General features: G+C 65.6%; 13 protein-coding genes. 11 read left to right on the forward strand and 2 right to left on the reverse strand.

The window, feature by feature from the left end:
* The first annotated feature begins 237 nt into the window (after window positions 1-237).
* The 7 genes from IPU70_RS06135 to cyoD all read left to right on the forward strand — a co-directional run bounded on the left by IPU70_RS06135 (window position 238) and on the right by cyoD (window position 6708).
* Window positions 238-597 (forward strand): DUF4148 domain-containing protein, encoded by a 360-nt coding sequence (locus IPU70_RS06135; RefSeq protein WP_207465782.1) that lies wholly within the window; start codon window positions 238-240, stop codon window positions 595-597.
* Window positions 598-834: 237 nt separating this feature from the next.
* On the forward strand, window positions 835-2037 hold the full coding sequence (locus IPU70_RS06140) for an ATP-binding protein (protein ID WP_207465784.1): 1203 nt from the start codon (window positions 835-837) through the stop codon (window positions 2035-2037).
* Between the two features lie 5 nt (window positions 2038-2042).
* Window positions 2043-2594 carry a response regulator transcription factor gene (locus IPU70_RS06145; protein ID WP_207465786.1) on the forward strand — a complete coding sequence of 184 codons (552 nt, stop codon included), beginning with the start codon at window positions 2043-2045 and terminating at the stop codon, window positions 2592-2594.
* Between the two features lie 258 nt (window positions 2595-2852).
* Complete coding sequence (gene cyoA / locus IPU70_RS06150) at window positions 2853-3761, forward strand: ubiquinol oxidase subunit II (protein ID WP_207465788.1); 909 nt, start codon at window positions 2853-2855, stop codon at window positions 3759-3761.
* Between the two features lie 2 nt (window positions 3762-3763).
* Window positions 3764-5740, forward strand: a complete 1977-nt coding sequence (gene cyoB / locus IPU70_RS06155) for a cytochrome o ubiquinol oxidase subunit I (protein ID WP_013395891.1) — start codon at window positions 3764-3766, stop codon at window positions 5738-5740.
* A 3-nt stretch (window positions 5741-5743) separates the two neighbouring features.
* A complete protein-coding gene (cyoC, locus tag IPU70_RS06160; protein WP_173145897.1) occupies window positions 5744-6358 on the forward strand; it encodes a cytochrome o ubiquinol oxidase subunit III in 615 nt (204 codons plus the stop codon).
* Window positions 6358-6708 carry a cytochrome o ubiquinol oxidase subunit IV gene (cyoD, locus tag IPU70_RS06165; RefSeq protein WP_013395893.1) on the forward strand — a complete coding sequence of 117 codons (351 nt, stop codon included), beginning with the start codon at window positions 6358-6360 and terminating at the stop codon, window positions 6706-6708. The genes cyoC and cyoD overlap by 1 nt, the downstream gene beginning before the upstream one ends.
* A gap of 82 nt (window positions 6709-6790) precedes the next feature.
* Here the strand turns inward: cyoD and IPU70_RS06170 are convergent, their stop codons facing one another.
* Window positions 6791-9307: an ankyrin repeat domain-containing protein gene (locus IPU70_RS06170; protein ID WP_207465790.1), complete on the reverse strand. Its 2517-nt coding sequence runs from the start codon at window positions 9305-9307 to the stop codon at window positions 6791-6793.
* 178 nt (window positions 9308-9485) lie between these two features.
* Here IPU70_RS06170 and IPU70_RS06175 point away from each other — a divergent pair, with 178 nt between their 5' ends.
* On the forward strand, window positions 9486-10118 hold the full coding sequence (locus tag IPU70_RS06175) for a nitrogen fixation protein NifQ (protein ID WP_207465792.1): 633 nt from the start codon (window positions 9486-9488) through the stop codon (window positions 10116-10118).
* Between the two features lie 9 nt (window positions 10119-10127).
* On the opposite strand, the gene IPU70_RS06180 is transcribed toward IPU70_RS06175, so the two are convergent.
* Window positions 10128-12212, reverse strand: a complete 2085-nt coding sequence (locus IPU70_RS06180) for a TonB-dependent receptor (protein ID WP_207466001.1) — start codon at window positions 12210-12212, stop codon at window positions 10128-10130.
* 78 nt (window positions 12213-12290) lie between these two features.
* Between IPU70_RS06180 and IPU70_RS06185 the strand changes: the two genes are divergently transcribed.
* The 3 genes from IPU70_RS06185 (at window position 12291) to IPU70_RS06195 (ending at window position 13758) form a co-directional block, all read left to right on the forward strand.
* Window positions 12291-12506, forward strand: coding sequence for a SlyX family protein (locus tag IPU70_RS06185; RefSeq protein ID WP_207465794.1), 216 nt, complete (start codon window positions 12291-12293; stop codon window positions 12504-12506).
* A 277-nt stretch (window positions 12507-12783) separates the two neighbouring features.
* Window positions 12784-13140: a DUF4148 domain-containing protein gene (locus tag IPU70_RS06190; RefSeq protein WP_013395898.1), complete on the forward strand. Its 357-nt coding sequence runs from the start codon at window positions 12784-12786 to the stop codon at window positions 13138-13140.
* A gap of 237 nt (window positions 13141-13377) precedes the next feature.
* Complete coding sequence (locus tag IPU70_RS06195) at window positions 13378-13758, forward strand: hypothetical protein (protein WP_013395899.1); 381 nt, start codon at window positions 13378-13380, stop codon at window positions 13756-13758.
* Window positions 13759-13826: the final 68 nt, after the last annotated feature.

A 13826-nucleotide genomic window follows, 5' to 3' on the forward strand; every position in this document is an offset into this window, starting at 1 on the left:
CGTCCCCATGAAAGTGGCTTGACAGCTGTACTGCACGGCTGAAACAGCTTCCTTGCAACAAGGCCGTCCGCGGTGCAACGCCGCGCCGCGCGCCGGGTCGAATTGGAAAAGGTCCGGCGCGCGCCCTCGCGGCGCGCCCGGCCAGGCTTTCCCGCATCCAGGAATCGTCCGCAGACCGCATCGCGAACGAAGGCGCGGCCCTCCACGGCCGCAAGCTTTGATTGCCAGGAGCGTTTCATGAAGACCCTCAGCAGGACCTTATTGCTATGCGCCGGCTTGGCCGCCGCCGGGGCCGTCCAGGCCCAGACCACGCAGTACACGCACGACCTTTACGGCGACTGGCGCGTGACCTACGCCGCCCCGGCCGCCAAGACGGCGGACCAGGTCAGCGCCGAACTGGCCCAGGCCAAGGCTAACGGCCAGTACACGTTCGGCGACGAAGACTATCCTCCCCCGGTCATGTCGCGCCAGTCCGAAACCCGCGCCCAAGTTGACCAGGAGCTGCGGCAGGCGCAGATCCAGGGCCAGATGGCGTCCGACGAGGAAGACTATCCGCCGCCCGCGATGGCACACAGCGGCACCTCTGATATCCACTAAGACAGAGGCGGGGCGGCGGCAGGTCCAGGCGTCATGCACGCATATCGGGGACGCATTAATCGGAGGCTGACCGGCGGCAGCGCCTGATTCGCCATACAATGCCAGCACATCCACCGCCGGCCCGCCTGAGGGCGCGGCGGGGCAGCCGGCCTCCTGCGCCGCGCCCCGGATGCCAGCGTTCCGCGCAGCCGGGCGCCCGTAGCCGCCGGCAGCCAGCCGGCACCTCTGTGTCTGGATATGCCCGGTAGTTCCGCCTTTTCATTCCTGCGTACCCTCTGCAGCCTGCGCTGGCTCGCCATCGCGGGCCAGGCCGCCACCATCCTGCTGGCCAGCAGCGTCCTGGGCCTGGCCCTGCCGCTCGAGCCGCTGTGGATAGGCGTCGGCGCGCTGATCGGCTTCAATGCCTACGCCAGCCTGCGCCTGCGCCACCGGCGCGACCTGTCCCACGCCACCGCCTTCGGCCATCTGTTCGTGGACATGGCGGTGCTGGCCTGGATGGTGGGCTGGAGCGGCGGCATCAGCAATCCGTTCGGCATGATGTTCCTGATCCTGACCGCGCTGGCGGCGCTGGCGTTGCCGCGCAACTGGGCGCTGGCCGCGGCGGTGGCGGGCATCTCGGGTTACGCCGCGGCCGCGATCTTCGGCCAGCCTCTGCGCGGCAACGTCGACACCCATACCCTGCTGCTCTGGGGCATGGGGGCCAACTTCCTGATATCCGTGGTGGTGGTGCTGGTGTTTTCGACCCGCCTGGCCTCGGACCTGCGCGACCGCGAGCGCGAGCTGGCGCGGCTGCGCGAACGCTTCACCCGCAACGAGGGCATCGTCGCCCTGGCCACCCACGCCGCGGCGATGGCGCACGAACTGAACACGCCGCTGGCGACCATGACCCTGCTGGCCGACGAAATCGCCGCCGAGGTCAAGGACGAGGACCTGCGCGCCGACGTCTCCACCCTCAGCCAGCTGCTGGCCCTGTGCCGGGAACGTATCCGCAATCTGGCGGTCCCAACCGCGGTGGATCTGGTCCGCGTGGTGGGGCAATGGCGTTTGATCCGGCCGACCATCGACCTGCAACGCTCGGGCACCCTGCCCGGCCGCCTGCGGGTCGATCCGGCCATCGCCCACTTGCTGCAGGCTCTGCTGAACAATGCGGCGGACGCTGGCGAAGCCGCCGACGTGCCGCGCGTGGACCTGCATCTGGAGTACGGTTATGGCGCCCTGCGCGGCGAAGTCAGGGACTACGGACGGGGTTTCGATCCCGACCAGACCCTGCTGCCGGCGACCAGCCTGTTCAACAGCGGCAAGCCGGGAGGGCTGGGCGTGGGCCTGGCGCTGTCGCACGCCACGGTGGAACAGATGGGCGGCGAAATGACCATGACCGCCGCCGAGGAAGGCGGCACGCGTATTCGCTTTTACCTCCCGCTGGGGAGTACCGGGACTTGAGTGCAATGAATCCAACCGATCTTGGCCTGCTGATCGACGACGACGAACTGTATGTGCGCACCTTGCAGCGCAGCCTGTCGCGCCGCGGCCTGGAAACCCGAACCGCCACCGGCATTGCCGAGGCGCTGCGCGTGGCCGAGGAAATCCGTCCCGCCTTCGCCCTGGTGGACCTGCGCCTGGGCGAAGACTCCGGCCTGACCCTGATCCGTCCGTTGCGCGCCCTGCGCGCCGACATGCGGATCCTGCTGGTCACTGGCTACGCCAGCGTGGCCACCGCCGTCGAGGCCATCAAGCGCGGCGCGGACGACTACCTGCCCAAGCCCGCCACGGCGCCCATGATCCTGCGCACGCTGGGCCTGGTGACGCCGGAAAACGTTACGATCGAAACCACCATGACGCCCTTGCACCGCCTGGAATGGGAGCACATCCACCAGGCCCTGCACGAAACCGGCGGCAACGTTTCGGCGGCGGCGCGCCTCTTGGGCATGCATCGACGCTCCCTGCAGCGCAAATTGGCCAAGAAACCGGGGCCGGAACGCGAAGTGCTCGTCGACTGATTTGTGCGGATGCGACAAAACGTCGCATCCTACTCATGCGGTGGTGCGACATATCGTCGCACCCGGGAACCTGGGGGCAGCCTCCTGCTCCCCTAGGAAAACCCTGAATCTGCCCCCCTTGGGGCGGAATCCTCCCAGGCAATGCGACCATTCGTCGCATGCTTGACCCATATCAAGCCGATAGGATGGACCTTGCTGCCTAGCAGCATTCCAGTCTGCTGCTTTGCAGCATTTCCCACCTTCCATCCAAGGCTGTACGTGAAACACCCCCTCCTTGCGACCCTTACGCGCATTCTCAGCGTCGGCGCGGTCATGCTGCTTGGCGGCTGCAACATGGAAATCCTCTCCCCCAAGGGAGATATCGGCATCCAGGAAAGGACTTTGCTGTTCACGACGACCGGGCTCATGCTCCTCGTCGTGATTCCGGTCATCGTCATGATCCTGGCCTTTGCCTGGAAATACCGCGCATCCAACACCAAAGCTGACTACCAGCCCAAGTGGGCCCACTCCACGGCAATCGAAGTCGTGGTCTGGACCGTCCCTTGTATCATCGTGGCCATCCTGGCCGTGATCACCTGGCGCTCGACGCATGCGCTGGATCCCTACAAGCCGCTCGTGTCCGAACACAAGCCGGTGACCATCGAGGTGGTCTCCCTGGATTGGAAGTGGCTGTTCATCTACCCCGAGTACGACATCGCCACGGTCAACGAGATCGCCTTCCCGGTCGATGTTCCGGTCAACTTCCGGATCACCTCGGCCACGGTCATGAACTCGTTCTTCATCCCCCAGCTGGGCAGCCAGATCTACTCGATGGCGGGCATGGAAACCAAGCTGCACCTGAACGCGCGCGAAGCCGGCACCTATGCGGGCATCTCGGCCAACTACAGCGGCGCCGGCTTCTCCGGCATGCGTTTCAAGGCCATCGCCATGTCTCAGGAAGGGTTCGACAACTGGGTCAAGGATGCCAAGGCCGCCCCGACCGCGCTGACCCCCGAGGTCTATGCGGAGCTGACCAAGCGCAGCGAGCACAACCCGGTCGCCAAGTACTCCTCGGCGCCCCCCGCCATGTTTGATTTCATTCTTGGCAGCACCATGACCAAGATGGCCGGCGTGGACTCCGCCACGTGCACCCCCACGTCGAACAATCTGATCGCAGGAATTAACTAACAATGCTCGGGAAACTCACCCTCGAGGCCATTCCGTACCATGAACCCATCGTCATGGTTACGCTGGCCGCCGTGTGCCTGGGAGGCCTAGCGGTCTTCGGCGCCATCACCTACTTCCAGAAGTGGAAGTATCTCTGGACGGAATGGCTGACCTCGGTCGATCACAAGCGCATCGGCGTGATGTACATCATCGTCGCCCTGATCATGCTGCTGCGCGGCTTCGCCGACGCCATCATGATGCGTACCCAGCTGGCAGTCGCGTCCGCCGACTCGGCCGGCTTCCTGCCGCCGCACCACTACGACCAGATCTTCACCGCCCACGGCGTCATCATGATTTTCTTCATGGCGATGCCCTTCATCACCGGGCTGATGAACATCGTGGTGCCGCTGCAGATCGGCGCCCGCGACGTGGCCTACCCGTTCCTGAACTCGCTGAGCTTCTGGCTGTTCGGCGCCGGCGTCGCGCTGATGATGATCTCGCTGTTCGTGGGCGAATTCGCCGCGACCGGCTGGCTCGCCTATCCGCCGCTCTCCGGGCTGGACTACAGCCCAAGCGTGGGGGTGGATTACTACATCTGGGCGCTGCAGATATCCGGGCTGGGCACCACGCTTAGCGGCATCAACTTCATCGTGACCATCCTGCGCATGCGCGCGCCTGGCATGAGCCTGATGAAGATGCCGATCTTCACCTGGACCTCGCTGGTCACCAACGTCCTGATCGTCGCCGCCTTCCCGGTGCTGGCCGCCACGCTCGCGCTGCTGACGATGGACCGCTACCTGGGCACGCACTTCTTCACGAACGACATGGGCGGCAACGTCATGATGTACGTGAACCTGATCTGGATCTGGGGCCACCCCGAGGTCTACATCCTGGTGCTGCCGGCGTTTGGCGTGTACTCGGAAATCGTGGCCACCTTCGCCCGCAAGACCCTGTTCGGCTACAAGTCCATGGTCTACGCCACGGCCGCCATCGGCGTGCTGTCGTTCCTGGTCTGGCTGCACCACTTCTTCACCATGGGAGCGGGGGCCAACGTCAATGCCTTCTTCGGCATAGCGACAATGATCATCTCGATCCCGACGGGCGCGAAGATCTTCAACTGGCTGTTCACCATCTACCGCGGCCGCCTGCGCATCACCACGCCGGTGCTGTGGACGCTGGGCTTCATGATCGTGTTCGTCATCGGCGGCATGACCGGCGTGATGCTGGCCATCCCCGGCGTGTCCTTCGTGCTGCACAACAGCCTGTTCCTGATCGCCCACTTCCACAACACCATCATCGGTGGCGTGGTGTTCGGCTGCATCGCGGGCATGACCTACTGGTTCCCCAAGGCGTTCGGCTTCACGCTGAACGAGCGCCTGGGCCGCTACTCGTTCTACTGCTGGTTCGTCGGTTTCTTCATGGCCTTCATGCCCCTGTACATCCTGGGCTTCAAGGGCATGACGCGTCGCCTGAACCACTACGACAATCCCGAATGGCAGCCCTACCTGCTGGTCGCGCTGGCTGGCGCCGCGCTGATCATGCTGGGCATCTGGTTCCTGCTGCAGCAAGTGTTCGTCTCGGTTCGCCAGCGCAAGCAGAACCAGGACGTCACCGGCGATCCCTGGGATGGCCGCACGCTGGAATGGGCCATCTCTTCGCCCGCGCCTTTCTACAACTTCGCCCACGTGCCGCACGTTGACTCGCTGGACCAGTTCTGGGAAGACAAGCAGAACGGCAAGGCCTACAAGCGCCCGGCCAAGTACGAAGACATCCACATGCCGCGCAACACCGCCATGGGCGTGGTTATCGGCGCCTTTGGCCTGGTCATGTGCTTTGCGCTGATCTGGCACATCTGGTGGCTGTCCATCGTCGGTTTCGTCGGCATGGTCGGTTCGTTCATCGTCCGCGCCTATGACCGCGACGTCGACTACTGGGTCCCGGCCGCGGAAGTCGAACGCATCGAAAACGCTCACTTTGACAAAATGCAGAAGGCCGCCTGAGCCATGATTCAAGCCGTAGCCACTCACCCCCACGCGGGTCACGACGATCACGCGCATCACGACGATGGATCCAAGACCGTATTCGGTTTCTGGGTCTATCTGATGAGCGACTTGCTGATCTTTTCGGTGCTGTTCGCCACGTTCGCGGTGTTGTCCAACGCCACCGCGGGCGGCCCGACGGGCAAGGAACTGTTCGATCTGAAGTTCGTGCTGGTCGAAACGCTGTTGCTGCTGTTCTCCAGCTTCACTTTCGGCATGGCCAACCTGAACGTGCACGCCAACAACAAGAGCCGCGCAATGGGCTGGTTGATGGTGACGTTCCTGTTCGGCGCGGGCTTCATCGCGATGGAAGTCTATGAATTCCATCACCTGATCTCGATCGGCGCCGATCCTGGCCGCAGCGCGTACCTGTCGGCGTTCTTCACGCTGATCGGCACGCACGGCCTGCACGTCACCTTCGGCCTGATCTGGATCATCGTCCTGCTGGACATGATCCGCCGCCATGGCCTGGACTCGATCAACAAGCGTCGCCTGGCGTGCCTGAGCCTGTTCTGGCACTTCCTGGACATCGTCTGGATCTGCGTCTTCACCTTCGTCTATCTCATGGGAGCCCTCTGATGTCGCACTCCGCTGCGGCCGCACACGGCCACGACGATCACGCCGCCGACCACGGCAGCCTGAAGTCCTACATCATCGGTTTCGTGCTCTCGCTGCTTCTCACCTTCGGCTCCTTCGGCCTGGTGATGAACGGCGGGCTGTCCCACACCATCACCATCATCGGCGTGGTGGCGCTGTGCGTGCTCCAGTTGCTGGTGCAACTGGTGTACTTCCTGCACATGGGCGCATCGAAGTCGGCCCGCGACAACCTGGCCACGTTCGTCTTCACCTTGATGATCATCTCCATCATCGTCGGCGGCTCCGCCTGGGTGCTGTACAACATGAACGTCAACATGGGTCACGCCATGTAATGACGGCTTGCCGTTGAAGCAAAAAAACAGGCGCCTCAGGGCGCCTGTTTTTTTGTGCGGCAATCCCGCGAACGCGCCGGTCTCAGGGCGCCGGCCGCAGCGTCAACGTCACGTTGGCGCGGCGCGCCAGTTCGCTTGCGCTCAGGCCCGCGAAAGGCTGCACGCGCGAGCGCTGGTTCAAGTCGCAGGCAGGCGCGGCCTCGGCGCCGTCCAGCAACTGCCTGACAGCGCGCGCGCCGGCCGGCCCCAAGGGGCTGCCGTCCTGACTCAATTGCCAGGCCAGCATGTCCGCCACCGCCGCGCCGCAGCGCCAGGGTGTGCGGTACAGGCCGGCGTCGTGCTCCAGCAGCATTTTCGCCTTGGCCTCCTGCCCCAGCCTCAGCATGATGACCAGCGGCAATGCATCGGGGTCGGCCACGCCTTGGATACGGATGCCCTGGTCGGTGCGATCCGAGGGATCGGCGCCCGCTTGCAACCATTCCAGGTACAGGTCGTCCGGCAGCCACGGCAGGCTCAGCGGCGCGATGCGGTTGGCCAGCACGCCAGTCGCATCGGACACCTGCGTCAGGGGCACGCCGGCAGCCAGCAGGCGCGCGGCGGTGGCGCGCAGCCGCGCGCGCAGCCCCTCCCATTGCGGGCCGTTCTGTTTGACCGCCGCGCGGATCTCGACCTGGTTCCACACGCTCAACAGGCTGGACAGCGACTCCGGCGTCAGCGACGCTTGCGGCTTGCCTGCGGCCTGGGCCAGTTGGTCCACCAACGCGGGCTGTATGTAGCGCACCGCCAGGCCCAGCGCTTCGCTCAAACCGTTGCGTTCCAACGCCTTGCCCGCGCCGTAGCCGCCCACGGCGGGATCCGCGCCATGGGCCAGCGCGAAACTCACCCTTTCGGGGATCGGATAGGCCACAGCGGGCGCCAACTCGCCGCTGAGCGATTCGCGCAAGGCTTCCAACAGCGGCGTTTCCCACATGGCGCGGTTGCCGTAGTACATGCGGACATAGGCGGCGTTGATGTCCGCGCCCTTGGCCAGCAGCTTCTCGGCGAACCAGAAGTTCTTCGGACTCTGCATGGCGGCGTGCAGCAACGAGCGCCCGTTCTTCTCGCGGGCGTTCGGGTTGGCGCCCTTGTCCAGCAGATAAAGCAGATTGTCCTTGTCGCCGCTGTAGTAGGAAATGCGCCGCATCAGCAACGGCGTGCCGCCGCTGTCCACCGCATCCACGGGCGCGCCCGCCGCGATCAGGGTGTCGGCCAGCGCATAGCGCTCGGCGGCCGGGCGCGTGTCCTGGCCGTCCGGCAACGCGCTGGCCAGTAGCGGGTAGCCTTTGTGGGGGCCATCGGCCTTGGCGCCCGCGGCCAGCAGGATCCGCACGATCGCGAGCTGCTTGCGCGATACCGCCGCGGCCAGCGCCGGCGTGCCGTTCTCGTTGACGCCGTCGGGATCCTGCCCGCGCACCAATTCGGCCTGCACCGCGGTCGCATCGCCCGCCTGGATCGCCTGGAAGATGGCGAGGCGCGGCCGGCAGGCCGCCGCGTCCAGGGCCGGGACGTTCAGCGCCCCCGCGACGCGACTGGAGATATTTCCGGGGATGGGCTCCTGCGCGGCCAGCCGGCGCGAACAATACTGGCGGTAGTCCTCGCGCGCCAGGGCCTCGAAATAGTCGCGCTTCTCGCCCGCCCGTCCTGCCTGCTTCCAGCGAGCGTCGGCGCGGTTCAGATAGGCGGCGGTGCGCGCCGGATCGCGCCGCAGCACCTCGCCGAGGATCAGGTCGGCTTCCTGCGCCTCGCCCGACTCGGCCAGCCAGAAACCGTAGTCGTTCAACGCGGTCAGTACCTGCGCATTCTTGCCGGTGGAATCGATCTCGCGATAGTCCCGCAGCAGCGCGTAGCGGCGCAACGCAGCCAGCGCGGCGCCGAACTCGGCAGCCTTGGCGCGCGGAACGGCGCGCGCCGCCTGGTGCAGGGCCAGAAAGCCGGCCTGCCCGTCCACCGGCGCGCGCTGCTCGAAGCGCACCTGCACCGGAAAGGTCTTCAAGCGGTTGGGATAGTCCAGCAACGCCGGTCGCAGCGCGGCCGCAATGGCAGCCTTGCGCGCTTCATCCCAAGGCCGGGTGCCGCTCACCACCGCAAGCGCGCCGTCCGCGGCCACCTCATAGACCTCGCCCGTCGCGTCCACCAGAAAGCCCGTGGCGCGCGCCTCGTCCGCATCGTTGTAGGAATAGCCGACCCAGTAATGCGTCTCGCCGTTGCGCGGCGTCCTGACGCTCACCCGTTCCTCGCGCGACGCCTTCCAGGAAGCCGGATCTATCGCCAGCGGCGCGGAACGGAAATCCAGCTTGAACTCCTTGCCCGTCTCGCGCACGTATCGGTACAGGTACAGCCGGTTCTCCAATTGGCCAACCAGCACCGCGTCCTTGACGTTCTCGGTGCCCCACACGCGCCTCTCGGGTTCCTGCAGCGGATAGCGCGACAGCCGGCTGGCCTCGATGACTGCGCCGATGTCGAAAGCCCTGGCCGGCTGCGGCATGGCTGCAAGGCCGGCCAGCGCCAGCGCAACGGCGCCGCACAGGCGGGAAACGACGGGACGGAAGGAACGCAGCATGCGGAAGCTTCAGGGGACGGATAGGAAGGGGCCGATGATACGCGCCTTCCCGCGCCAATCTGGCAAGCCCCGCCATCCGTGCTTTACCGCAAAGACTGCGGATAAGTTTCGTTATATATTCGACAACATAACGATTTCATTAACAGTTTAATTATTCTGCGCCCAACGCTCCTCCGCCATGCACGCCGTTTCGATCGCCCCCGCAGCAGCCCCGGCCTGTAACGCCGAACCCACCCTGCGGTTCGCCAGCGCGCTGCTGCGCCATGCACCGCCCGGCCATCCCGACGCGGGGTTCTTTGCCACCGTCATCGGCAAGAGCCTGGCCTGCGGCGATCTGGGACGCAGCGGCCTGTCGTCGCGGGAACTGGAAGGGCTGATCGCGCGCCTCTTTCCCGGCGCGCTGACGGGCCATGATTCCGCGCTGGCTGCCTTGCGCGAGCAGGCCGCCATTTACCCGGTCCGCGGCATGGATGCGGCCCAGGCGGAATTCATGCGTCTGCTGCGCGCGCTGCTGGACACCTGGGCCGCGCCCGGCGCAAGCACCACGTCCTGGGTCGGCAGCGTGCTGGCGCACGCCTGTCTGCGGCCCGACCATCTGTGGCGGGACCTGGGCCTGTCCGGCCGCGAGGACGTGACCTTCCTGCTGGCGCGCCACTATCCGGGACTGGTGGTGCGCAATGTGCGCAACCTGCGGTGGAAGCAGTTCCTGGCCTATTCCGCCTGTGAGCAGGCGGGCCTGCCGCCCGCCGCCGCGCCCGGCTGTCCGGCCTGCGAAGACTATGGTTTCTGCTATCCGGACATGCCGGACTGAACGCCAGCCTCAGAACCTGTAGGTCGCGCCTACGCCCATTCCCAGGCTGCGTCCGGCTGCCGGTTCGTAATAGCGTCCGTTGGTCTCGTTGACGATAACGGACCCGGCATAGCGCCGGTCGAACAGATTATCCACACGCCCGTAGGCGTTCAGCTCCCAAGCCCCCGCCTTGAGCACGTAGCCCGCGCTCAGCGCCGCCACGAAGTAGCCGGGCGCATCGCCGTCGTTGGCGTCGTTCACATAGATCTTGCTGAGGAAACGCCCTTCCAGCGAGGCCTGCCAGCCTTCCGGTGGCGCCCAGGCCAGCGAGGCATAGGCGGCCTGGCGCGCGATGCCGGGGATCTTGTTGCCGGCGCGGATATCGCCTGGCCCGTCGTCGGCATAGCGCGCATTCAGCCAGGTATAGGCGAGCTGCGCGCGCCCATGGCGCGCGAATTCGCCCGACCAGCCCAGTTCCACGCCGTCGCGCCGCGTGCGGCCGGCGTTCTGGTAGGTGGTCCGTCCGCCCGCGCTGCCCGCGGACACGATCTCGTCGTCGGTGCCGGTATGGAACACGGCGGCCGTCAGCAGGCCGCCCGCCATGCTGGCCTTCACGCCCGCTTCCAGATTGGTGCTGAGCGCGGGCGCCAGGCCGAAATTCAGGCCGGGCTGCCCGCCGGGACGGTAGGAGATTTCGTTGAGCGTCGGCGTCTCGAAACCCCGGCCGTAGGAAGCGTAAAGGCTCAGACCCGGATCCGGCGCATAGCGGATGGCTGCCACCGGCAAGACCTTGCGATAGCGCGCATCGCCGCTGTCGTCGGCATTGCCTGACACGATGTAATGGTCGTTGGAATCAAAGCTGACGGTGCTGTAGCGCAGGCCCGCGTCCAGCGTCCAGCGCTCCGACATCTGCCAGGAGGCCTGCAGGTAAGGATCCGCGTTGTAGACGGTATTGGTTTCGTCGCGCCTGAGCGCGCCCTGCACGCCCAGTTGGCGGTTGGCGCCCGCGCCGCTGAAGTTCTGGTAGCCCTTGCGGTCTTCGCGCATGGAATCGTAGGCAAAGCCGCCGATCACGGTCAGCGGCCTGCCCGCCATCGCCAGCTCGGAGGTCCAGCGCAAGTCCGCGCCGCCGTACTGCCGCTTCAGATCGATGACGCCTCCAGCCTGGGTCGGCGCCATCTGCGCGGCAGGGGGGATCGCCTGGTATTGCGTGGTGTCGCGCTGGCCGTAATAGACCATCACCCGCAAGGTGTTGCGGCTGTCCACCATGCGCTCGTAGACCGCGCCACCCTGGGTCTGCCTGACCGTCTTGCGGGTGTCGAACTGTTCGGCCAGGGGAGCCGCGCGTGGATCGTCCTGGAACTGTTGATAGGTCAGGCCCAGCGGATCCTGCGCCTTGAGGTCCACGCTGTTGGCCACGATGGTCAGCCGGCTGGCGTCGTCCAGTTGCAGGCCCAGCTTGGCATTGCCCAGGTTCTTGCGCGCGGCGCTGTGGTCGCGGTAGCCGTCGGTGGTGAAACGCGTCAGGTCCAGCACGTAGTCCAGTCCGCCGCTGGCGCCGTTGGCGCGGGCGCCATAGCGCCATGTGCCATAGCTGCCGCCCCAGCCGCTGGCCGTGAGCGACGGCGGTTCCACGCCGTCTTCGGTAAACACCTGGATCACGCCGCCCGAGGAATTGCCGTACAGCGCCGAAAACGGACCGCGCAGCACTTCGACGCGGCCGATGGAACCGATGTCGATGTTCGACGTCTGTCCTTGCCCATCGGGCATGGTGGCCGGGATGCCGTCCACGTACAGGCGCACGCCGCGCACGCCGAAGGTGGAGCGCGCGCCGAAGCCGCGGCTGGATATCTGCAGGTCCTGCGCGTAATTCTGGCGGTTCTGGATCTGCAGGCCGGGCACGCCGGCCAGGCCTTCGGACAGGTTGATGCCCGGCTGCTGCAGGCGCATGGCCGCGCCTTCCGCCACGTTCACCGAGGCCGGCGTGTCCAGCACCGAGGTGCCCAGGCGCGTCCCCGTCACCACCACCGCGGGCATCAGCGGTTCCGCCTCCTGCGCCCAGGCAGCGCCCGCTGGGAACGAGGCCAGCAGCCCATGCACCGCCCAGCGCCCCATGCCCGTACGCCACCACTGCCGCTGCGCCAAACACGTCTCCTGTAGGGGCCGTGGCGGGAATCGGTTCTAATACCCGCCATGGATAACTCGCAAGACATCGAACGCCGCCTGCTGGAGCTGGAGGTCAAGGCCAGCTTCTCGGACGACATGCTGGAACAGCTCAACCAGATCATCGTGCGCCAGCAACAGCAGATAGACCGGCTGATGCGTGAAGTGGCCGACCTGCGCCAGCAGACGCCCGAGGGCGGCGCCCCCTTCCGCAGCCTGCGCGACGAAATACCGCCGCACTACTGATACCGGCCACGCCGGCCTCCCCCGCCCGCATCCAAAACCTCATGGAACTACCGCGTTCCAGGCCTTCGTTCGCCTGGAAAGGGCGCCCCCAATTCCATCAATGGAAAATATATCCTAAGAAACCAACTATCTTTCCACTGATGGGAATATCTTTTACCAATACAAGGGTTTATCCCTACTCCGATTCAGCGCACTATTGAGCCATCGGGAAACAGCAACGAACCAGACGGATAGGCCGCCGATTCGCTCCCAAAGCTCTTGAAATCGGAGATTTACCATGAAGACCCTCGCTACCGCTTTGATGATGTCCCTGGCCGCGCTGAGCGCCGGCGCCTACGCCGCCTCGCCCAACATCGAACCCAATAACGTCCCGTTCCAAGGCGTCTACGGCACGCCGTATGAAGGCCCGACCCGCGCCCAGGTGCAAGCCGAACTGGCCGCTGCCAAGGCTGCCGGCCAGATGGCCGAAGTCGAACCGAACAACGTTCCGTTCCAAGGCGTCTACGGCACGCCCGCCACCGGCAAGACTCGCGCTGAAGTGCGCGCCGAACTGGCTGCCGCCCGCGCCGCCGGCCAGATGGCCGATGTGGAACCGAACAACGTGCCCTTCCAAGGCGTCTACCACGCCAACTGAGCGCACGCGGATTTACCCCTCCCCTTGTTGTACCTTGGCCGCCAGCATCTGGCGGCTTTTTTTCGCCTGTGTGAAAGGCGGTTGCCGTGCTCCATGACGCCGCGCTTTCTTCATTGCGGTGTGGCCTCAAGGTAAAAACCGCCGGTTACAGCGCGCCGCGCAAAGCACTGTTCCATCTGTTCGCGTACTATCGCCCCAAGATCAGGCATAACACTACGACTCAACAGGGAGCCCATCTTGAAACACACCCGCGTTCTCGCCTCTTTGCTGGTGGCTTGCGGCATCGCCGCGCCGGCGCTCGCCGCGCCTCCGGTGATGCTGAACAATGCCATCATCACGCAGATCCCCAAGGGCGATCAGCCCTCGTTCCACGAAGCCGTGGCGCAGTCGCTGAACAGCTCGGCCGACGGCCAGCGCACCCAGTGGAGCAGCACGCACCAGCCTAAAAAGGCCCCGCCCATCACCGTGCAGCTGACCCCCACGCAGACCAGCAAGGTCAAGGACGACCGCCTCTGCCGCTTCCTGGTCGGCGATTTCGCCCGCGGCGCCACCACGGAAAAGTGGCAGTTCTGGTTCTGCAAGCAGCCTGACGGCACCTGGAAGGCCAGCAGCAATTAAGGTCGTGCCGCGCTGAACCTCAGCGCCAGCTACGGCTTCTGCGCCAGCGCAAGAAACAACTTCTGCGC

The organism is Achromobacter sp. SD115, assembly GCF_017355315.1.
Taxonomy (GTDB): domain Bacteria; phylum Pseudomonadota; class Gammaproteobacteria; order Burkholderiales; family Burkholderiaceae_B; genus Achromobacter; species Achromobacter xylosoxidans_B.

What these genes read in the sequence shown, in the direction of transcription:
- IPU70_RS06135 (WP_207465782.1), top strand. Translation starts at nt 238, where the DNA reads ATGAAGACCCTCAGCAGGACCTTATTGCTATGCGCCGGCTTGGCCGCC.
- IPU70_RS06140 (WP_207465784.1), top strand. Translation starts at nt 835, where the DNA reads ATGCCCGGTAGTTCCGCCTTTTCATTCCTGCGTACCCTCTGCAGCCTG.
- IPU70_RS06145 (WP_207465786.1), top strand. Translation starts at nt 2,043, where the DNA reads ATGAATCCAACCGATCTTGGCCTGCTGATCGACGACGACGAACTGTAT.
- cyoB (WP_013395891.1), top strand. Translation starts at nt 3,764, where the DNA reads ATGCTCGGGAAACTCACCCTCGAGGCCATTCCGTACCATGAACCCATC.
- cyoC (WP_173145897.1), top strand. Translation starts at nt 5,744, where the DNA reads ATGATTCAAGCCGTAGCCACTCACCCCCACGCGGGTCACGACGATCAC.
- cyoD (WP_013395893.1), top strand. Translation starts at nt 6,358, where the DNA reads ATGTCGCACTCCGCTGCGGCCGCACACGGCCACGACGATCACGCCGCC.
- IPU70_RS06170 (WP_207465790.1), bottom strand. Translation starts at nt 9,307, where the DNA reads ATGCTGCGTTCCTTCCGTCCCGTCGTTTCCCGCCTGTGCGGCGCCGTT.
- IPU70_RS06175 (WP_207465792.1), top strand. Translation starts at nt 9,486, where the DNA reads ATGCACGCCGTTTCGATCGCCCCCGCAGCAGCCCCGGCCTGTAACGCC.
- IPU70_RS06180 (WP_207466001.1), bottom strand. Translation starts at nt 12,212, where the DNA reads ATGGGGCGCTGGGCGGTGCATGGGCTGCTGGCCTCGTTCCCAGCGGGC.
- IPU70_RS06185 (WP_207465794.1), top strand. Translation starts at nt 12,291, where the DNA reads ATGGATAACTCGCAAGACATCGAACGCCGCCTGCTGGAGCTGGAGGTC.
- IPU70_RS06190 (WP_013395898.1), top strand. Translation starts at nt 12,784, where the DNA reads ATGAAGACCCTCGCTACCGCTTTGATGATGTCCCTGGCCGCGCTGAGC.